Here is a 19365-nt window from a genome sequence, read left to right as displayed (position 1 = left end):
TCGGTGGCGCTGCCGCATGACGTTTCCGCGGAGCAGGCAAAAGGCGGCTGCCTCAGGGGTATCCCAGCGGCTACCTTGCCCCCATGCGCATTTACGTCGTGGACGCCTTCACCGACCGTCCTTTCACCGGCAACCCCGCCGGTGTCTGCCTCCCCGACCCCGAGCACGCCGCCGATGCCGCCTGGATGCAGTCCGTGGCGGCCGAAATGCGGCATGCGGAGACCGCGTTCCTCGTGCCGAGCAGGCGGGGCGACGCGGACTTCGATCTGCGGTGGTTCACGCCGACGACCGAGGTCGACCTGTGCGGGCACGCGACTTTGGCGAGTGCGCACGTTCTTTTCGCGTCGGAGGGCTTCGAGGGGCCGGTGGCCCGTTTTGCGACGCGCAGCGGGATTCTCTCCGCGCGTCGGATGCCGGACGGGATCGGTCTGGACTTCCCGGCGATCCCGCCTCGGCAGACCGAGGCGCCGGTGGGACTGCCGGAGATCCTCGGCGCCGGTGTGGTGACGGCGGCCGCGGCGGGTGGGGACCTGCTCGTCGAGGCCGAGTCGGCGGACGTGGTGCGGAAGCTCGCGCCGGACCTGGATGCCGTCGCGCGGCTGCCGTACCGGTGCGTGGCGGTCACCGCGGCCGGCGACGAGCCCGGAATCGACTTCGTGTCGCGCGTGTTCGGGCCCGCGGTGGGCGTGCCGGAAGACCCGGTGACGGGCTCGACGCACTGTGCGCTGGGGCCGTACTGGGCGCCGCGGGTCGGCCGGACCCGGGTGGTCGGGCGGCAGGTGTCCGCGCGTGGCGGCACCGTCGTCGTCGAACTGCACGGCGAGCGGGTGGCGTTGATCGGGCAGGCGGTGTCGGTGCTGAGCGGGGAGCTCGGGGTGTGAGGGTCAGTTGCGCCGGTGCACCCACGTGCCGAGGCGCTTTTCGCGGCCCTTGACGGTTTCCAACACGGGCTTCTCGCCGTCGGGGGCGAAGCCGGTGGCGCGGGCGACGGCGTGGCTGGCCTCGTTGTGTTCGTCTATGCGGAGGACGAGGCGGTCGACGCCGATGGTGTCGTAGCCGAACGCGATCATGAGCCGCACCGAACGCGACGCGAGCCCGCGGCCCCGGAACCGCGGGCCGATCCCATAGCCGATTTCGGCACCGGTGGCCCGGGCTTCGTCGCGGAAGATCAGCACCTCGCCCATCGGCACGCCGTCGTCCTCGGTGATCGCGAGGCAGATCCGCCGCCCGGCGGCTTGGTCGGCGCGCGAGCGGGTCAGCCGGTCGGCGGCGGCTTGGCGGTCGAACGGCGAGACGATCGGCGTGAAGCGGTCGGCTTGGGGGTTGTCGAAGACGGCGACCATGGCGTCGAGGTCGTCTTCGGTCCACTGGCGGAGGACGAGGCCCAGTCCTTCCACACGGACGGGCGCGGCGGGGAAAATCGGCGGGACGGCGGTCATGCCCGGAATCCTGCCACGCCGTCGGCCGTTCGCCGGGGTTCCTCTTGATCCTCCACGCCATCTCCGCTCTGCTGTTGCCTCCCGATCAAGGAGGCCCCATGACGACCGGCTCCACGGCCGACTACATCGCCGTCACCCGTCTGCAAGCCGACTACGCCGACACCGTCTCCCGCCGTGCCTGGTCCGAGTTCCACCGGATCTTCGCCCCCGACGCCCTTGTCGTCGTCGACACCGGCGTAGGTGAGCCCCTGCGCCTGCACGGCCCCGACGGTGTGTCCGGCTTCATCTCCGGTGCCATCGAGCGCTTCGAGTTCTTCCAGTTCGTCCCCCTGAACACCGTCGTCGAGACCTCGGTCGGCGGTGACCCCGACGCCGCCGAAGGCCGTCTGTACATCTGCGAACTGCGGCAGGATCGCGAGAGCGGCCGCTGGACGAACGCGTTCGGCGTCTACCACGACCAGTACCGCCGCGCCGACGGCCGGTGGCGGTTCGTGCACCGCCGCTACCAGTCCCTGGCCCGCACGACCGGGCGTGCCGAGGTGTTCGCGTTCCCGCATCACCTGGCCCCCGGGTCGCTCGCCGCGGCGGGGGACTGACGGCACGTCAGCTCTTGATTCCGGCGCCTCGGCCCTCCATGATCCGTCAGATCGGAGGCACGTCGGTCGAACACGCGCGCGAACGAACACGCATGCGAAGACGGCCGGGCCGCGGCACGCACGGCAAAGGGCGATAACGATGACGGCACGACGCGAACGCGTGGGACGGTTCGAAGGCAGGCGCGTCCTGGTCACCGGCGCCTCGTCCGGCATCGGCGCGGCGACGGCGCTCGCGTTCGCCCGCGAAGGTGCGATCGTGGGCCTCGCCGCCCGCCGCGCCGACCGCCTTGCCGCGGTGCTGGAGCAGTGCCGCGCTTACACGCCGGACTCGGTCGCGCTCACCGTCGACCTCGCCCGGCTCGACGACATCGACGCGTTCGCCGTTCGTGCCGTCGAGGAACTCGGCGGCACCGTCGACGTCCTCGTCAACAACGCCGGCATCCCCAAGCGCCGCAAGGCCGCCTCGCTGACGCCCGACGACCTGCACGAGGTCATGGCCGTCAACTTCGAGGCGCCGGTGCGCCTCACCGCCGCGCTCCTGCCCGCGATGCTGGAACGCGGCGACGGCCACATCGTCAACCTGTCCAGCATGGGCGTGCACATGTTCAGCTACGGCGTGGGCGCCTACGCCGCGTCGAAGGCCGCCGTTGAGCTGTGGACCGAGGCGCTGCACCTCGAACTCGGCGGCACCGGAGTCGCCGCACATCTGTTCGTACCCGGCACCACCCTCACCGAGTTCTCCACGGAACGCGAAGGCAACGACCCGCCGTTCCCCGTCGACCCTGCCACCGCGGCCACGCCCGAGCAGGTCGCCGCCGCGCTGCTGGACTGCCTCGGCACCGAGGTGTTCATCACCTACGCCACCGAGCGCGACGCGGCGACCGCCAAGGCCAAGAACACCGACCCCAACGCGTTCCTCGCCCAGCTCCGCCGCCGCTGACGCCCCACGCTCCCCGGCACCCGCCGCGACCCACCCGTGCCGGGGAGGCGCGATACGTCCCGGCATGGAAGACTCGCCCGGTACGCGCGCACGCGGCCCCGGCGCGTCCGGCCGCGCGCGCGACCCGCTCCGCCTCGGGAGGAACCACCGGTGAGCACGCAGGAACTGCCGTACCGTCAGATCCGACAGTCGGCGAAGCTCGCCGGGGTCTGCTACGACATCCGCGGACCGGTCCTCGACGAGGCCAAGCGGATGGAGGACGAGGGCCACCGGATCCTCAAGCTGAACATCGGCAACCCGGCCCCGTTCGGGTTCGAGGCGCCCGGCGAGATCCTCCACGACATCATCCTCGGCCTGCCGTCCGCGCAGGGGTACTGCGACTCGAAGGGCCTGTTCCACGCCCGCCGCGCGGTCGTGCAGCACTACCAGGAGCGCGGCATCCACGGCGTCGACGTCGAGGACGTCTACCTCGGCAACGGCGTGTCCGAGCTGATCGTCATGGCCCTCCAGGCGCTGCTCGACGACGGCGACGAGGTCCTCGTGCCCGCCCCCGACTACCCGCTGTGGACGGCCTCCGTGTCGCTGTCCGGCGGTACTCCCGTGCACTACCTGTGCGACGAGACCGCCGACTGGTTCCCCGACCTCGACGACATCGCCGCGAAGATCACCGACCGCACCCGCGCGATCGTCGTCATCAACCCGAACAACCCGACCGGCGCGGTCTACTCGCGCGAACTCCTGCAAGGCCTGGTCGACCTCGCGCGCAAGCACCAGCTGCTGCTCCTCGCCGACGAGATCTACGACAAGATCCTGTACGACGACGCCGAGCACATCCCCCTCGCCTCCTTGGCCCCCGACCTGCTGTGCCTGACGTTCAACGGCCTGTCCAAGGCCTACCGCGTCGCGGGCTTCCGCTCCGGCTGGCTCATGCTGTCCGGTCCGAAGACGCATGCCGCCGACTACATCGAAGGCCTCAACATCCTGGCCAACATGCGGCTGTGCGCGAACGTCCCCGCGCAGCACGCCATCGCGACGGCGCTGGGCGGCCACCAGAGCATCCGCGAACTCGTCCTCCCCGGCGGACGGCTGCGCGCACAACGCGACAAGGCCTACGAACTCCTCACGGCCATCCCCGGCGTCTCCTGTGTGAAGCCGCGCGGCGCGCTGTACGCCTTCCCGCGCATCGACCCGGAGGTGTGCCCGCTGGTCGACGATGAGAAGTTCGTCCTCGACCTGCTGCTGCAGGAGCGCATCCTGGTGGTGCAGGGCACGGGCTTCAACTGGCCGACGCCGGACCACTTCCGCATCGTCACGCTGCCGCATGTCGACGACCTCGACGACGCGATCACCCGCATCGGCAAGTTCCTGGGCTCCTACCGGCAGTAGCCGTCAAACGGCGGATTCGGCCCGCGCCCGCAGCCGCCGCAGCATCCGCGGGTCCTCGAACCCGACCGCCCGTGCGGCGGCCTCCACCGTGCTGCCGTGCGCGATCAGGTGCTCGGCGCGTTCCAGGCGCAGGGCCTGCTGGTAGCGGAGCGGGGTGAGGCCGCCGGTGGCGCGGGTGAACAGCCTGGTCAGGGTGCGTTCGCCGACGCCGGCGGCGCGGGCGAGGCCGGTGAGCGGCAGGGCTTCCGCGAAGCGTTCGTCGAGGAGGTTCTGCACGCGGTGCACGACGTCGTCCAGGTGCGAGCGGTGCCGCAGCATCGCGGACGTCTGGGGTTCGTGGCCGTTGCGGCGGGCGTAGACGACCATGTCGCGGGCCACGCGGGCGGCGAACGCGGGCCCGTGCCGGACGGCGACCAGGTGCAGGGCGAGGTCGATGCCGCTGGCGATGCCCGCGGAGGTGACGATCCGGTCGTCGGAGGTGAACAGCACGTCGCGGACGACGGTGGCGCGCGGCCAGCGGCGTGCGAGGTCTTCCTGGACGTCGTGGTGCGTCGTGCAGCGGCGCCCGTCGAGGAGTCCGGCACGGCCGAGGACATCCGCTCCGGCGCAGACGCTGGCGACGGTGCCGCCGCGGGCGTGGTGGCCGCGCAGCGCCGCCAGGACCGGGTCGCCGACCGGGGCGGCGAGGACGGCGTCGACGGTGGGGGCGCGCCGGCCGGGGACGACGACGAGGTCGTCGGGCCCCAGCGGCGGCCATGCGGTGTCCGCGGTCAGCGGCAGGCCTTGGCCGCTGACCACGGTGGGCGATTCGGCGACGTAGGCGAGGTCGTACGGCTGTCCGAAGTCGGCCGCGGTGGAGAACACCTGTGCGGGCCCGGCGAGGTCCAGCAGGTGCACGCCGGGCATCAGGAAGAAGACGACGGTGGTCACGATCCGGCCATCCTGCCGCACGCCGCGGGCGGGGTCAGCCGACGGCGGCCGCGGTGTGCTCGGTCTCCAGCTCGGCGACGGTGCGGATCTCGGCGAACCGGCCGGCGAGGGCGTATTCGGTGCGCTGAATGACGTCCGCGGCCCGCAGGGTCCGCGGGTCGGCGAGGAGGTCGGCGGGGGAGACGTCCTCGGGCAGGTCGCGGTGCGGGATGGGGTTGGTGGCGGTCGCGTCGATGGCCACGGTGACGCGGTAGCCGAGGTCGCTCGCGACGCGCGCGGTCGTCTCGACGCACTGTTCGGTGCGGATGCCGCACACCACCAGGTCGTGGACCTGCCGCAGGGTGAGGAGCCGCTGCAGGTTGGTGCTGGTGAACGCGTTGTGGCTGGTCTTGTGGATCAACGGCTCGGTGTCGGCGCGGTCGAGTTCGTCGAGCACCCGGACGTGGCCGGACGCGGGGTCGAACGGGCTGCCGTCGCCGGGCTCGGTGTGCAGCACCCACACGACCAGGTCGCCGCGGTCGCGGGCGATGCGCACCAGACGGCGCACCTCGTCGGCGATCCCGGGGTTGGAGATGGTCTCCCACAGCGGGGCGATCGCGCGGAAGGACTCCTGGACGTCGATGACGATCAAGGCTCGGGTCATGCGTCCAGCCTGGCCGCCGCGGCGGGCGGGCAGCCAGGCCGCATCGGGTCCCCGACCGGACCGATCCGGTCAGCGGGTACGGGCTGCCGCCGCGACGCCGGCGACGCGCGAAGCGTTGCCGGCGGGCGGCACCGGCCGTGCCGCCCGCCGTCGCCGGGACTCCCGCGGGTGAGGCGGGAGCGCCGGGTTCAGAGCTTCGTGACGCGCGGCACGATCCGCTCGCCGAACAGCGCGGCCTGCTCGAGGAACTCGGCGCGGGTCGCGGCGGGCAGCGCGATGGTCACGCCGGTGACGCCGGCGGCGGCCTGCTCGGCGAGGTCCTCGACGACGGCGTCCGCGTCGATGCCGGCACCCGAGAACATGCTCAGGCCGCGCGGCATGAAGATGACGTCGATCGGGTCGGTGCGGCCGACGGACTCGGCGTACTCGCGCGCGTAGTCGAGGCGGGCCCGCAGGTCGTCCAGCGTCTCGATGCCGGGCGTCTTGAGGCTCTTCGAGGCCTTGGCGGGCGCCGGCATCGGCAGCCAGCCGTCGCCCAGGTCGACGACGCGGCGGATCGCCCGCTTGCTGTTGCCGCCCACCCACACCGGGATCCGCGGCTGCACGGGCTTCGGCAGCATCGTGTTGCCCTCGGCGGCGTAGCCGGAGCCCTGGAAGGTGACGCTCTCGCCCGTCCACGCCGCCCGCATGGCGCGCAGCGCCTCGTCGAGGTAGTCGTTGCGGTTCGCGAAGTCCGCGCCGAGCGCGGCGAACTCCGGCTCCAGGTAGCCCGCGCCCACGCCGAGGATCACGCGGCCGCCGGACATGACGTCCAGCGAGGAGATCATCTTCGCGGACAGGAACGGGTTCCGGTACGCGGGCACGAACAGGTTCGTGTGCAGCCGCAGCGTGCTGGTCGCCGCCGCCGCGAACGACAGCGTGACCATCGGGTCCACGGTGTGGTGCCCGCCGTGCGCGAGCCACTTGTCGCCCGGGAAGGGGTGGTCGGTGGTGAACACCGCGTCGAACCCGGCCGCCTCGGCGGCCTTCGCCATCGTCATGACCGCTTCGGCGCCGATCAGATCCGGCCCGGCGTCGACGAGGTGGGTGGGGAGCCCAAGGGAGAGGAACATGAAGCGAAAGTTAGCAGCTATCTGACGATCCGTCAGGAGTGGGGAGCGCCACGTATTCGGGGTGCGGGGCGGGGTCCGCCTCGTCCGCTCGCCCGGTCCGCCGTGCTTGTTCCTCCTGGTGCGCCGCGTCGTGTGCGCGTTCGGCGGCGTGCCGGGACTTGGCCGCGCGCAGGACCGCGATCACCGCACCGAGCAGCCCTGCATAAGCCGCGACGCCGATTCCCAGCCAGGCCCACCACACAGCGTTTCTCCCTCGCGACTCCGCGGCGTTTCGGTCGCCGTCGCGGGCGGTCACCGGTTGACCGGACGACGATTACCCGCCGCGACCGGTCGATCCTATGGCGTATCCGGCAATGCGCCGTACTTGCCCGTTATGTACCCGGGTTCCGGCGGTCAACGCCCGTGCGGCGCGGCCGAGTTCACGCGCTTTGCGGGTCCGCGTGCGGGGGTCTTGACAAGGTGGCCGATTCTCGTTGTTGCATCGCGAGCGGTTTCCGATATATCGTTGAGCCATCGCGAAGGGATCGCGATAGCGCCGGCAAAGGCCGACGCCACCACATCCACTGAAGGAGAAACACCATGTACGGCAACAAGCACCGCCCCGGACGGGGCGAACGAGAGTCCCGCCGTCCCGCCTTCGGCCCCTGGGGCCCGGACCCGCGCGGCTTCGGCGGCCCGGACTTCGGCCGCGGCGGACCCTTCGGCCGTCCGCACGGCGGCCGGGGACGCGGCCGCGGCCGCGCCCGGCGCGGCGACGTCCGCGCCTCGATCCTGGCCCTGCTGGCCGAGCGGCCCATGCACGGCTACGAGATGATCCGCGAGATCGGCGAGCGCACGCAGGGCGTGTGGAAGCCCAGCCCCGGCTCCGTCTACCCGACGCTCCAGCTCCTCGAGGACGAGGGCGTCATCGCGGGCGAGGAGTCCGGCGGCAAGAAGCTCTTCTCGCTGACCGACACCGGCCGCGAAGAGGCCGGCCGCCAGCCCGAAGGCACCACCCCGTGGGACGAGGTCAGCGAAGGCTTCGACCACGCCGCCTTCCACGAGCTGCGCAGCGCCGTCTTCCAGGTCAACGACGCGCTCCGGCAGGTCATGGCCACCGGCAACGAAGACCAGCGCACCAAGGCGCTGGAGGTCATGGCCGACACGCGCAAGCGGCTGTACCTGATCCTCGCCGAAGCCGAGTAATGCGCGCCCCGGCCGCCGCGGCGGCGGACGCGCGGGTGCGCCGGACGTTCCCCGAAAAGGGCGACGCCCGGCGCGCCACCGGTGGCTATCCGACGGCCGCGCCGGTCACCACGGCGCCACCGCGTAGTCCTTGAGGAAGCACCCGGACAGCGGCTCCGCCCCCGCGTCCTGCTCGCCGCGCACCACCGGGTCGTAGATCCGGGCCGCGCCGTCGACGATGTCCAGCGGTGTCCGGAAGCCCGCCCGGAACACCCGCTCGCGGTCCGCGAACGGTTTCTCGTCGGTGATCCAGCCGGTGTCCACACTCGTCATGTAGACGCCCTGCCGGGCCAGGTCCGCCGCGCTCGTGCGCGTCAGCATGTTCAGCGCGGCCTTGGCCATATTGGTGTGCGGATGCCCCGGCGCCTTGTAGCGGCGGCCGAACTGGCCCTCCACCGCGGACACGTTGACGATGTACCGGCGCGGCCGCGGCGACCGCAGCATGAGTGGCAGCAGCCGACTCACCAGCAGGAACGGCGCCGTGACGTTGACCAGTTGGACCTCCAGCAGCTCCACCGGGTCCACCTCGTGCACGCGCCGCGTCCACGAATTGACCGGCGCCGTGTCGGGCACCAGTCCGCTCGGGTCGAGCGGCAGCGCGAGCGGCACGCCGACGAGCGACGCCCCCGCGGGCGACGCCGTCGCGGCCCCGCCGGGCAGCGCGGTGACCGGCTCGAACGCCGCCGCGCCGAGAGCGGCCCGCTCGGCGGCGAGCAGGGGAGCGTACGCCTCCGGCGCCCGCCGCACCGTCTGTGCCGCGTTGTTCACCAGGATGTCCAACGGACGTCCCTCGTCGACGAGTTCGTCACACCATGCGAGCAGCCGCCCGGGATCGCGCAGGTCCAGTGCGGCGATCGACAGCCGGTCCCGCCACACCGGGTAGTCCGGCACCGCGGCGAAGCGGCAGCGCGTGTCGTGCGGGAAACGCGACGTCACCACGACCTCGGCGCCGTCGCGCAGCAGCTTGAGGACGAGCTCGAAACCGATCTTGACCCGGCCGCCGGTGACCAGGGCCCGGCGGCCGGTCAGGTCGGTCCGGGCCTGCCGGCGCGCCCGGTTCTCGCGGGCGCAGCCCGGGCACATCGCGTGGTAGAACCCGTCGACCTCGGCATACGCCGCCTTGCACACATAGCAGCGCAGTCCTGGCACGGTGCCGATCGGTCCGGCCGGGAAGGTGTCGTCGTGGAGCGGCAGATCGTCGACCCGGTCGCGGGCGCCGGTCGCGGTCCGCGCGAGGATTCCGGCGCGGGCCTCGGCCCGGGCCTTCCGCTGCGCGTCGCGGCGGCGCTTGCGGCCGGACTTGCCGAACGCGGCGAGCGCCTGCTCGATGCGGATGCGCGCCGGGTCGTCCGGCGCCAGGCCGTCGAGCGCGGCCAGAAACGCGAGGGAGGAATCCAACGCCGCCGGATCGGGGTGGGCCGGAGCCCCGCCGCCGGACGAGTCGGAAGAGTCGGAGGACATGGAATTCACAGCATGCGGCACCTCCAAGGGTGCCGTCGTGAGCTCGGACATTGCGGCGCTCCCCTGGATACGGGTCGATGCTGGGACGGTCGGGACCTACGGCTCGGCTGCCGCGGGACGATCCGCCGCACTACGTGCTTCCGCACCTGCGTGACGCACGGGCCTTGCCTCCCTTCGGGATTCATCCGGCCGCGCGGACACCGCGGCGCTCCGCCACGGTAGCCGCGCGGCCGCCACCCCGGCACACGGATTTCCCGCACGGTACGGTCGGGACTCGTCGTCGACCTGATCACAAGGGAGCGCGCGCATGGCCACCGACGAACAATGGGGCACCCTCGAGGAACTCGCCGCCGCCCGCGAACGCTTCGCCGCCCGCATCCCCGGCTGGCGGCCGCCCGCGCAGTGGGCGCTCGGCGTCGCGACCCGCGGCGGCGGCCCGGCCGGCACCGCGTTCCCGCACACCAACGCCGGCACCGGCCCGCTCCCGGCCGTCGTCCTCGCCGTGCTCTGCGGCCACCCCGGCGGCACCGCCGCCTACGAGATCGGCCCCGAACTCCTCGACGAGGCCATCGCCGCGATGACCCCCGCCCTGGCCTGCACCGACGTCCCGCACCCCAACGTCGCCGCGTGGCGCACCGTCCGCGAACGGTTGGCCGCCGACGACGACGCCTACGCCGTCGCCGTCTACATCGCCGACCCCGCCGACCCGGTGGCGGACGAGCACGACGCCGCCCTGCGCCGCGCCATAAGCGCCGAGTGACCCGGGCGGGCTGCGCATGGCCAGGGGGACACCGCGGTTCAGCTGCCTCTCGCTGCTCGTCGTCGGCGTACTGGTTGTCGGACTGGTCGTCGGCGGAGTCGTCGTGACGCTCAAGTTCGAACAACGGCGCGATCTGAAACGCACCGAGCAGCTCGCCCTCGAACACGCCCGCCATTGGGCGACCGTCGTCGCCGGCCAAATCGACGCCGGGGCCTCACCGCTGGGCGACACCCTGCGCGTCGACTTCTGGGAGGAGAAGATCCGCGTCCTCACCCTGAACCGCGCCCCGGACGGCATCACCGGCATCGTCAAAGCCGAGGAACGCCGTACGACGACTTTCGGCCACTCCACCGTCTTCCGCTGCTTCGCCTACGACATACCGGCCACGCCGCGGCCGCCCGAACGCTTCACCGTGCGGGCCACGCCGTGCCCGCCGGTGCTGCCGGTGAACCCCGGGACGCTGCGTTAGCCGCGCCGATTCCGTCCGAGGCTCGGGAACAGGCATGCGGTCCCCCCCATGCCGAGGCCCACATCGTCCGCGCCTCCGAGGCACACGGCGCTTCGGCCCCCGAAATTTCCCGCCGCGGAGCGATGAGTCTCTTCTGCGGCGACCGTCTGAACCTGCGACAGCACCGACACGGCCTGAACACGCGGAGGATGACATGGCAGTCACGACCAACAGCCAGACGATGAACGGTACTTCGGCACGCTTCGGCGCGGCGTCCCGACCGGCGTGGCAGGTCGCGGGCGCCGCGTCGCTCGCCGGAATCGCGGTTGCCGGGGTGTACGAGGCGATCGTGCGGGCGGCCGGGGTTTCGCTGGACATGGGCACGTCGAAGGCGGAGGCGGAGGCGATCCCCGTCGGCGGCTTCGTCGGTTTCACCGCGATGTTCGCCGCCGTGGGGTTCCTCTTCGCGCTTGCCGTGGCCCGGTGGGCGAACCGCCCGGGTCGGACGTACGCCGTCGCCGCGTGGGCAGTTGCCGTGGTCTCGCTCGTCCTCCCTTTCCTGCCCGCCTACGCGGCCGCGGAGACGCGTGTGGTGTTGGCCCTGGCCCACGTCGCGGTCGCTGCGGTCGTGGTCCCGCCGGTGGCCCGCCACCTGGGCCGCCGCCGCTGAGCCCGACCCGCGGCTCAGTACGGCAGCCGGGCGCCGCTGCGGGCCAGGCGCGCAGCGCTGTCGATCTCGTCGTAGAACTGCTCCTTCGGCAGTGCGCCGACGAGCTGCTTGCCGTTGATCACGAACGTCGGTGTCATCTCCGCGCCCGCGTTCCGCGCGTCGGCGGCGTCCCGGTCCACGGCGGCGGACGCCGCGGCGCCGTTCATGTCCGCGGCGAAGCGGGCGAGGTCGGGCACGCCCGCGGCGCGCGCGGCGGCCGTCGGGTCGGTGGTGCCGCGCTGGTACACCTCGTCGTGGAACGGCCAGAACCGGCCCTGCTGTCCGGCGGCCCAGGCGGCGCGCGCGAGCGCGATCGAACTGTCGCCGCGGATGGCGAAGTTGCGGAACTCGAAGCGGACGACGCCGGTGTCCACGTACTTGCGCAGCAGGTCGGCCTCGGTTTCGCGGGCGAAGCGGATGCAGTAGCCGCAGTTGAAGTCCGCGTACTCGACCATCAGCACCGGCGCGTCGACGCGCCCCAGCGCCATCGGGTCGGCGGCATCCCGCGACGCCGTCGCCGGCAGCGTCAGCGCGGCCTTCCGCACGACCCCGTCGTGCGCGGCCCCCACGACCGCGGGCTCCGACGGCAAGCCGGAAGGCGCCGACGCCTGCGAGAACTGCGCCAACACGCCCATCAGCACCGCCGCCAGGCCCACCACCGCCACGACCCACACCCGCCGCCGATAGGCCCGCGACGCGGGCCCTTCCCCGGCGCTCAGGATGATCCCCATCGCCACTCCGCCTTCCACTCGTTCCAGGAACCCCGCACAGCGCGCGGCACAACGAGTGGAGGAGGGGAGGGGATACGGGGGAGGGGCCTGATGGGTGGTGGGGGAGCGAGAAGGCAGGCAGGGCCAAGCGCGCGGGTGAGCGCCGGCCTGCACGGGCGTGCCTGGTGGATATTCGCGCCCCTCACGTCGTCCGGTGCCGTGCATCGCAAGGCGCCGGACCGCAGCTCGTGCATTCTCGTAGTCGCAGGGCCTGCAGCACCGCGAGGGGTGTGAAGATCCAGCAGACCGCCCTAGCCTGAGGCCGCCGAGGGCCGGAGCGTGACGGGGTTCGGCGTCGAGCGGGCGGTGACGTGCGGGAGGGCGCGATGGACGGGATCGGGATCGTCGAGGTCGAGGCCGGGGGGATGGTCTTCCGGGCCCGGGTGGCCGGGCCCGAGGACGGGCGGCCGGTTCTGCTGCTGCACGGGTTTCCGGAGACGTCGGCCGAGTGGGTTTTGCAGCTGCCCGTGCTGGCGGCGGCGGGCTGTCGGGCCATCGCGTTCGACCAGCGCGGATACTCGCCGGGCGCGCGGCCCGCGGACGAAGCGGCGTACGACCGCGATGCGCTGGTCGGCGACGTGCTGGCGGTCGCGGACGCGCTGGGTGCCGCGACGTTCGACCTCGTCGGGCACGACTGGGGCGGCGCCATCGCCTGGCAGGTCGCCGGACTGCACCCGGAACGGCTGCGCACCGTGACCGTCGTCTCGACCCCGCACCCCGACGCGATGTCCGCCGCGGCCCGGGACAGCGGCTCCGGCCAGCGCAAGCAGTCCGCGTACATGGACATGTTCCGCTCCCGCGGCGTCGCCGAGGAGCGCCTGCTCGCCGACGACGCCGCCTACCTGCGCGCCGCGTACGGCGGCCTCCCCGACGACGCCGTCGCCGAATACCTCGCCGTGCTGCGCGAGCCCGGCGCGCTGACCGCCGCCCTCAACTGGTACCGCGCGATCACGCCCAAGTCGCTGCACGACGCCGGGCCGATCACCGTGCCCGCTCTCTATGTCTGGGGCAGCGCCGACGGCGCGCTCGGCCGCACCGCCGCGGAACTGACCGCCGCGCACATGCGGGGCCCGTACCGGTTCGTCGAGTTGACCGGCGTCGATCACTGGGTGCCGGAGAACGCCGCGGAACGGCTCAATACGGAACTCCTCCGCCACTTGGCCACACGTTGAGGTCTAGACCAATATGGGGGGCATGCGAAACCCTGGCACGTCCCTGCTCGAAGTCGTCGTCCTGTCCGCCGCCGACGCCCGGGCCGCCGTGCGCGGCGGCGCCGACCGGCTCGAACTGGTCGCCGACATGTCCGCCGACGGCCTGACCCCGCCCGCCGCCGTCTGGGCGGACGTCCGCGACGCCGTCGACGTCCCGGTGCGCGTCATGATCCGCCGCGCCCCCGGCTTCGGCCGCGGCGTCCCGCTCGACCGGCTGCGCGCCGACGCGGCCGAGCTGTGGTCTTCCGGGGCGCGTGAATTCGTCGGCGGGTGGCTCACCGCGGCGGGGGATCCGGACGTCGAGGCCTGCGCGGCCGTCTTCGGCGGCCTCCCGGATGCCCGCTGGACGTTCCACCGGGCGTTCGACCACATCCCCGACCGCACCGCCGCCTGGGCCGCGGCCACCGCCCTGCCCGGCGTCGACACGATTCTCACGTCGGGAGGCCCTGGGGGAGTGGGGGACGGGTTGGCCGCGCTGACTGCCGATGCCAAGGCGGAGACGGCGACGAAGGCGATGGCGAAGGCGACGACCGCGCCTGCGGACGACCGCTCCACTGCCGACACCCACACGCGCCCCCTCGCGCCCCGCCCCCGCCCCCGCATCCTCGTCGGCGGCGGCCTTCTTCTCGACCACCTCCCCGCCCTCAAAGCCGCGGGCCTGAACGCCTTCCACATCGGCAGCCCGGCCCGCCGCGGCGGCTGGGATCGGCCCGTCGACCCGGCGGCGGTGGCGCGCTGGCGGGAAGCGATCGGCTGACGGACCCGGGCCCCGCTTGCCCCGCCGCGGCGACGGCCCCTGGCACCGCTACCGCGACCACGCCCCGGACGCCCCCGGATCCGCCGCCGGGTGGCCGAGCAGCGCCCAGAATCGGTCGGCGAGTGCCGCGGGTGTGGCCGGCGGGGGCGTCGCCGCGGCGTGCGGGCGGGTGCCGGGGACGCCGGAGGTCCAGGACAGGGCCAAGTGCTCCCGGTACGCAAATTCGCGGTGCAGCCCGGTCAGCGCCGCGGAGACCCGGCCGCGGCGCAAGCCGGTGAGGCCCGTGACCGCGGACAGTTGCGCCTTGGGGCGGCCGCGTACCGTCTCCGCAAGCAGCTGCTCGAGTTCCGCGGCGGAACCCGCCACGGCGACCAAGTCGCGGTGTGAAAGGCCGAGTTCGCGGGCGAGCGCGGCCGTCGACCGGGAGTCGCCGCGCCACGCGTTGGCGCGTTCCATGGCCGTGTAGCGGGAGGGCGGAAGTCCGATCCGCGCGCAGAGTTCGGCGACGGTGAGCCGGCGGCCGATCCGATGTTCGCGCAAAGCCCCGGCGGCGCCCATGAGTTCGCCGGGGGAGCACCACAGGGTTTCGGCGAGCGCGAGGAGTTCGGCTTCGGTGGGGCGGTCGGTGCCGGCCTCCCACGCGGCGACCCGGCCGGGGCCCGCGGCGACGCGGAACGCGGCAAGGCCGTAAGCGACTTGGTCGAGGGTCATGTGCAGCCCGCGGCGGGCCCGGCGCGCGGCCGAGGGCGAGAACGGCGGGCGAGCGGCGATGTCCTGGGGGGCCTCCACCGCGCCAGGCTAGGCGCGGCCCGGGCGTCGGAGAACCTGGACGATCGTACCGGAGTGCCGCGTTCCGCCCGGTCCCGAATCGTCGCATCGTCCGGCAACCCGGGCGCGGTCGCGCGCCGCGGAACGGGGCCGGGCAGCAGTGAGGCCCCGGAGCGAACGGGGGGACGTTCCGGGGCCTCACTGCATACAACGACCCCCGCGCACGGGGGTTACGGGCGTCACCGAGAAATCGGCGAGGAAGTCGACGACGTCGGCGGAGAAGTCGGCGCCCCAGGAAGGGAATCGGGACCCGTCGGGAACGACGGGACCCGCCGTCTGCTCCTAGTCCCCGTCCGTGTCGTCCGCGAGCAGGCGTTCCAGCAGTTCCTGGAACTCCGCGCCGACCGTGATGCCGATCCCGTCGTCCACGCGTTCGCTGAGCTGGGTGAGGCGGCGCCGGTGCCACCAGTACACGTAGGGGCTGACCGGGCCGGGGGCTTCCTCGTGCCGGGCGGCGGCGAAGCCGGCCAGGGCGTTGAGCGCGGGCACCACGTCCATGCCGGTGATCGGGTGGAACGCCAGCACATGCCGGAACGGGAAGGCGACCAGCGCCCCGTCGGGGCCGAGGTCTTTGCCGGTGATCCGCCGTACCAGGTCGTCGAGGACCAGGACCCGGCTCGCGGTGAAGAACGAGTCCCCGGCGAGGAGATGGAACGTGCCGCCGTCCTCGTGGGTGACCACCTCGTGCTCCTCGACCGGGAGCGCGCGCAGGTTGTTCATCGCCCGCAGCCGCAGTTCGGCGAGGTCGCCGAGGGCGGCGAGCGCGTCGCCGGGCAGCGTCTGGACGCTCTCCGGCAGGTCGAGCGCGAGGACTTCGCGCAGCCCGGGCGCGGGCGCCGGGGCGTACACGAACGCCGGGTCGTCCGGCAGGTTGGTGTCCGACGTGACGCGCGGGAAGAGCCGGGCCCGCAGTTCGTCGTGCGAGAGGGTGTCGAGGGCCGACGGCGCGTCCATCGCGCGCACCAGCTTGTCGACGTGGTCGCGGATCAGCGCCGGCCAGGCCCGGGAGCCGCGTTCGTCGTTGTGGCAGCCCGCGGCCAGGTTGTAGAGGTTGTAGTTCCGCTGCGCGCTGTCCGTCATGTGGTCGGCGAACACCGTGACCTCGAGGCCGCGCTCGGCGAACGCCTCGCGGGTGAGGCCGCGCAGCATCCGCCCCTCGCCCTCCGACAGGAATTCGAACGCCGGATCGCGAGGAGTGTCGCGCGGATCGCGCTTCGGCCCCCGACGGAACAACCCCACGCCAGCCTCCTACCCGGTGATCACGTACCGGGATCGTAGCGAGCGCGGGGCGACCCGGGGCCGGGTGCGGGCCCCGGGTCGCGGGCCCGCGCGGCGGGTGCCGGCCGGGGTGTGCGGTCAGGCCGAGTCGCGTACCACCACCCGCGGTTCGTTCTCCGGTAGTTCCGGCCAGGGCTCGTGCGGGCCGCGGTCGAGCAGCTCCAGCAGGACCCGCACGTGCGCCTCCGCGAAGTCGCTCGTGTGCAGCGCGACGCTGCTGAGCCGCGGCTGCACCAGCTCGCACAGCGGCGTGTCGTCGACGCCCAGCACCGCGATGTCGCCGGGCACGGACAGGCCCGCGTCGCGCAGGGCGCGCAGCATCAGGGCGGCGAATTCGTCGTTGTAGGCGAACAGCGCGCGCGGCCGCCCGTCCGGGTCGGCCGCCCACGCGCGGGCCAGCGCGAGCGCGGCGTCGTGGTCGAAGCCCAGGTCGTGCCGGGCGACCGCGAGGCCGGTGGTGGCGACCTCCGCGGCGAGCCCCGCGTAGCGCAGCTCGCCCGGCTCGGCGAGGTCGCCGGTGGGCACGATCGCCGCGATGCGGCGGTGCCCGCGGTCGAGCAGGTGGCGGGCGGCGACCCGGCCGACCTTCCGCTGGGCGAGCCGCACGGTCGGTGCGAACGGGACGTCCTCCTCGCCGACCAGGACCACCGTGCGCACGCCGTGCCGGCGCAGCAGGTCGACGCTCTCCGCCGTGCACCGGTCGGTGTCCGCGATGACCGCGCGCGGCCGCAGCTCGGCCCAGGCGAGGGCCGCGTCGGTGCCGGTGAGGCTGCGGTCGCCGTGCACGAGGAGGACGAGGCCGCGGTCGGCCAGGGCGGCGCGGGTGCGTTCGATGACGGAGTTGATGGCGGGTCCGAGGGGCCAGCGGGGCATCGCGTACACGACGAGGTTCCCGGTTCCGGCGCGCAGGGCGCGGGCGCCCGCGTTGGGCGCGTAGCCCAGTTCGCGGACCGCGGCGAGGACCTTCTCCCGGGTGGCGTCGCTGATGCCGGAGCCGGGGACGTCGTTGAGCACGAAGGACACCGTGGTTCTGGACACGCCGGCAGCCCGGGCGACGTCGGCGCTCGTGGGCGCCTTGTCTTGGCGAGGGACTTGGGGCATGGCTACCGGTCCTCACGTGAGGGTTCGAGGGGTGCAGCGGGTTCCGGCGGGGTCGGCAGATTCCCCGGTGGCGTCCGGAGGCTTCTGTCAACGGTGTTGCCGAAGGGTTTCAACAGAGGGTGACATGAGGTTCCCATGGCCGCGGCCCATTTGGTTCCGCGGGTGCCATGCGATGTGAATCACGGGGGGTTTACGTGTTCTTCATCCCGTGCCATGATCCGTGCACCGCTGCTGACACGTGTCAGTAACACTAGTCAGTTAATCGAGTAAGCAAGCGAGTCGGCAGCGGCGAAAGCGAACGGCCCACGACCCCGTGCGACGGGTTACCGGGGGTCAGGACCGTACGTTCCCTCCTTCCACGACTCGTGATGGCTCGGTGATACCGAAATGACGCAGAGCAACCTCGCGCCCCGCGACGAGGTCCGGGGCGCGGCCCCGGGCACCGTTCCGGCGCAGCTCGGCCCCCTGGACTCGGCCGGCAAACCGCGTTACAGCCTGAGCCCCCTCCTCGGGACTCTCCCGCTGGCGAACCTCGCGCTCTACCTCGTGTGGATGGGCGTCGGATCGTTCCTGATCCCGATGCAGGTCACCGCGATCAAGGGCCACCCCGACCCCGACGCGCTCAAGAACGCCGTCGCCGTCGGCGCCGCCCTCGCCGCCATCGGCAACCCGATCTTCGGTCAGATATCCGACCGCACCCGCAGCCGCTTCGGCCGCCGCGTCCCGTGGATCGTGATCTGCTCGCTCCTCGGCGCCGGCGCCCTCATGTGGCAGGCCAACGCCAAGTCGATCGGCACGCTCGCCATCACCTGGGGCTGCGTGCAGTTCATCCTCAACGGCTTCCAGGCCGCCCTCACCGCCGTCATGCCCGACCGTGTGCCGCCCGCCAAGTACGGCATCTTCTCCGGACTGGTCGGCCTCGGCATCCCGCTCGGCATCGTGGTCTCCGCCTACACCATCGGCGGCATCGACCTGCACAAGCTCGGCATCGACAAGGTCGTCGGCGGCTTCGACGGCAAGTTCCAGGGCGAGAACGGCTACTACCTGATCGCCGGAATCCTCGTCGCCTGCGTGCTGGTGTTCTGCCTGGTCACCCCGGACAAGCCCAGCGTCGACATGCCCGTGGAGCGCTTCGACTTCGGCAAGTTCCTGTCGAACTTCTGGCTCAACCCGCGCAAGCACCCCGACTTCGCCTGGGCGTTCCTCTCCCGCTTCGGCGTCGTGGCGGGCTACTTCGTCGTCCTCACGTACAACATGTACATCCTCATGGAGTACGTGAAGATCAAGCCTCAGGACACGCCCGCGATCATGGGCTTCCTGATGGTGATCAACGCCATCGCCACGGTGATCGCCTCCATCGTGGTCGGCAGGCTCGTCGACCGCTTCGGCGTCATCAAGCCCTTCGTGCTCGGCTCGGGCATCCTCGCCGGCCTGTCGCTGTTCATCCCGATGATCTGGGCCAGCGTCAACGGCATGACCGCGTTCAACGTCGTCAACGGCTTCGCCTTCGGCATGTACATGGCCGTCGACATGGCGCTCATCACCAAGGTGCTGCCGCGCGGCGAGGACGCGGGCAAGGACATGGGCCTGATCAACATCGCCAACGCGGCCCCGCAGATCGCCGCCCCGTTCATCGCCTCGTCGATCGTCGAGACCTGGGGCTACCACGCGCTGTTCCCGATCGCGGCGGTCATCTCGCTGGTCGGGTCCGTGCTGGTCGTGTTCGTGAAGACAGTGCGCTGACCGTCGTCACGACGGTCCGCTGAGCGGAC

21 protein-coding genes are annotated in these 19365 nt (G+C 72.5%); 11 read left to right on the top strand and 10 right to left on the bottom strand.

Annotation, left to right across the window (positions count from 1 at the left end; translation table 11 throughout):
• Positions 1-83: 83 nt before the first annotated feature.
• Positions 84-881: a PhzF family phenazine biosynthesis protein gene (locus ABEA93_RS28205; RefSeq protein WP_345678628.1), complete on the top strand. Its 798-nt coding sequence runs from the start codon at positions 84-86 to the stop codon at positions 879-881.
• 3 nt (positions 882-884) lie between these two features.
• Here the strand turns inward: ABEA93_RS28205 and ABEA93_RS28200 are convergent, their stop codons facing one another.
• Complete coding sequence (locus ABEA93_RS28200) at positions 885-1439, bottom strand: GNAT family N-acetyltransferase (RefSeq protein WP_345678627.1); 555 nt, start codon at positions 1437-1439, stop codon at positions 885-887.
• Positions 1440-1537: 98 nt separating this feature from the next.
• On the opposite strand from ABEA93_RS28200, the gene ABEA93_RS28195 reads away from it, so the two are divergent.
• From ABEA93_RS28195 to ABEA93_RS28185, 3 genes are all read left to right on the top strand, one after another.
• The gene (locus ABEA93_RS28195) at positions 1538-2035 is read left to right on the top strand and encodes a nuclear transport factor 2 family protein (RefSeq protein ID WP_345678626.1); all 498 of its coding nucleotides are present in this window, start codon (positions 1538-1540) and stop codon (positions 2033-2035) included.
• A gap of 139 nt (positions 2036-2174) precedes the next feature.
• A complete protein-coding gene (locus ABEA93_RS28190; RefSeq protein WP_345678625.1) occupies positions 2175-2975 on the top strand; it encodes an SDR family NAD(P)-dependent oxidoreductase in 801 nt (266 codons plus the stop codon).
• 150 nt (positions 2976-3125) lie between these two features.
• Positions 3126-4361 carry a pyridoxal phosphate-dependent aminotransferase gene (locus tag ABEA93_RS28185; protein WP_345678624.1) on the top strand — a complete coding sequence of 412 codons (1236 nt, stop codon included), beginning with the start codon at positions 3126-3128 and terminating at the stop codon, positions 4359-4361.
• 3 nt (positions 4362-4364) lie between these two features.
• Here the strand turns inward: ABEA93_RS28185 and ABEA93_RS28180 are convergent, their stop codons facing one another.
• The 4 genes from ABEA93_RS28180 to ABEA93_RS28165 form a co-directional block, all read right to left on the bottom strand.
• Positions 4365-5291: a GlxA family transcriptional regulator gene (locus ABEA93_RS28180; RefSeq protein WP_345678623.1), complete on the bottom strand. Its 927-nt coding sequence runs from the start codon at positions 5289-5291 to the stop codon at positions 4365-4367.
• Between the two features lie 34 nt (positions 5292-5325).
• Positions 5326-5934, bottom strand: coding sequence for a cysteine hydrolase family protein (locus ABEA93_RS28175; protein WP_345678622.1), 609 nt, complete (start codon positions 5932-5934; stop codon positions 5326-5328).
• Between the two features lie 188 nt (positions 5935-6122).
• Complete coding sequence (locus ABEA93_RS28170; protein WP_345678621.1) at positions 6123-7046, bottom strand: LLM class F420-dependent oxidoreductase; 924 nt, start codon at positions 7044-7046, stop codon at positions 6123-6125.
• A 10-nt stretch (positions 7047-7056) separates the two neighbouring features.
• A complete protein-coding gene (locus ABEA93_RS28165) occupies positions 7057-7287 on the bottom strand; it encodes a hypothetical protein (protein ID WP_345678620.1) in 231 nt (76 codons plus the stop codon).
• Between the two features lie 338 nt (positions 7288-7625).
• Here ABEA93_RS28165 and ABEA93_RS28160 point away from each other — a divergent pair, with 338 nt between their 5' ends.
• On the top strand, positions 7626-8231 hold the full coding sequence (locus tag ABEA93_RS28160) for a PadR family transcriptional regulator (protein WP_345678619.1): 606 nt from the start codon (positions 7626-7628) through the stop codon (positions 8229-8231).
• Positions 8232-8336: 105 nt separating this feature from the next.
• On the opposite strand, the gene ABEA93_RS28155 is transcribed toward ABEA93_RS28160, so the two are convergent.
• Positions 8337-9731 (bottom strand): SDR family NAD(P)-dependent oxidoreductase, encoded by a 1395-nt coding sequence (locus ABEA93_RS28155; RefSeq protein WP_345678618.1) that lies wholly within the window; start codon positions 9729-9731, stop codon positions 8337-8339.
• Positions 9732-10038: 307 nt separating this feature from the next.
• Between ABEA93_RS28155 and ABEA93_RS28150 the strand changes: the two genes are divergently transcribed.
• The 3 genes from ABEA93_RS28150 (at position 10039) to ABEA93_RS28140 (ending at position 11609) form a co-directional block, all read left to right on the top strand.
• Complete coding sequence (locus tag ABEA93_RS28150; protein ID WP_345678617.1) at positions 10039-10491, top strand: hypothetical protein; 453 nt, start codon at positions 10039-10041, stop codon at positions 10489-10491.
• Between the two features lie 16 nt (positions 10492-10507).
• Positions 10508-10960 (top strand): hypothetical protein, encoded by a 453-nt coding sequence (locus ABEA93_RS28145; protein ID WP_345678616.1) that lies wholly within the window; start codon positions 10508-10510, stop codon positions 10958-10960.
• 193 nt (positions 10961-11153) lie between these two features.
• Positions 11154-11609, top strand: a complete 456-nt coding sequence (locus ABEA93_RS28140) for a DUF6069 family protein (protein ID WP_345678615.1) — start codon at positions 11154-11156, stop codon at positions 11607-11609.
• A gap of 14 nt (positions 11610-11623) precedes the next feature.
• Here ABEA93_RS28140 and ABEA93_RS28135 read toward each other — a convergent pair whose 3' ends face one another.
• The gene (locus tag ABEA93_RS28135) at positions 11624-12379 is read right to left on the bottom strand and encodes a DsbA family protein (RefSeq protein WP_345678614.1); all 756 of its coding nucleotides are present in this window, start codon (positions 12377-12379) and stop codon (positions 11624-11626) included.
• A gap of 365 nt (positions 12380-12744) precedes the next feature.
• Between ABEA93_RS28135 and ABEA93_RS28130 the strand changes: the two genes are divergently transcribed.
• Both ABEA93_RS28130 and ABEA93_RS28125 read left to right on the top strand, forming a co-directional pair.
• Complete coding sequence (locus ABEA93_RS28130; protein ID WP_345678613.1) at positions 12745-13590, top strand: alpha/beta fold hydrolase; 846 nt, start codon at positions 12745-12747, stop codon at positions 13588-13590.
• Between the two features lie 22 nt (positions 13591-13612).
• Positions 13613-14386: a copper homeostasis protein CutC gene (locus tag ABEA93_RS28125; RefSeq protein ID WP_345678612.1), complete on the top strand. Its 774-nt coding sequence runs from the start codon at positions 13613-13615 to the stop codon at positions 14384-14386.
• Between the two features lie 48 nt (positions 14387-14434).
• Here ABEA93_RS28125 and ABEA93_RS28120 read toward each other — a convergent pair whose 3' ends face one another.
• The 3 genes from ABEA93_RS28120 to ABEA93_RS28110 form a co-directional block, all read right to left on the bottom strand.
• Entirely contained in the window at positions 14435-15175 is a 741-nt protein-coding gene (locus ABEA93_RS28120; RefSeq protein ID WP_345678611.1) for a helix-turn-helix transcriptional regulator, read from the bottom strand.
• Positions 15176-15496: 321 nt separating this feature from the next.
• Positions 15497-16453 carry a DUF1444 domain-containing protein gene (locus tag ABEA93_RS28115; protein WP_345678610.1) on the bottom strand — a complete coding sequence of 319 codons (957 nt, stop codon included), beginning with the start codon at positions 16451-16453 and terminating at the stop codon, positions 15497-15499.
• A 117-nt stretch (positions 16454-16570) separates the two neighbouring features.
• Positions 16571-17593 carry a LacI family DNA-binding transcriptional regulator gene (locus ABEA93_RS28110; protein WP_345678609.1) on the bottom strand — a complete coding sequence of 341 codons (1023 nt, stop codon included), beginning with the start codon at positions 17591-17593 and terminating at the stop codon, positions 16571-16573.
• Between the two features lie 387 nt (positions 17594-17980).
• Between ABEA93_RS28110 and ABEA93_RS28105 the strand changes: the two genes are divergently transcribed.
• On the top strand, positions 17981-19336 hold the full coding sequence (locus tag ABEA93_RS28105; RefSeq protein ID WP_345678608.1) for an MFS transporter: 1356 nt from the start codon (positions 17981-17983) through the stop codon (positions 19334-19336).
• Positions 19337-19365 lie beyond the last annotated feature (29 nt).

It is taken from the genome of Yinghuangia aomiensis, from assembly GCF_039542225.1.
In the GTDB taxonomy this organism is placed as follows: Bacteria; Actinomycetota; Actinomycetes; order Streptomycetales; family Streptomycetaceae; genus Yinghuangia; species Yinghuangia aomiensis.
Note: the sequence above shows the minus strand (reverse complement) of the source record. Positions and strands in the feature narration are given on the sequence as shown.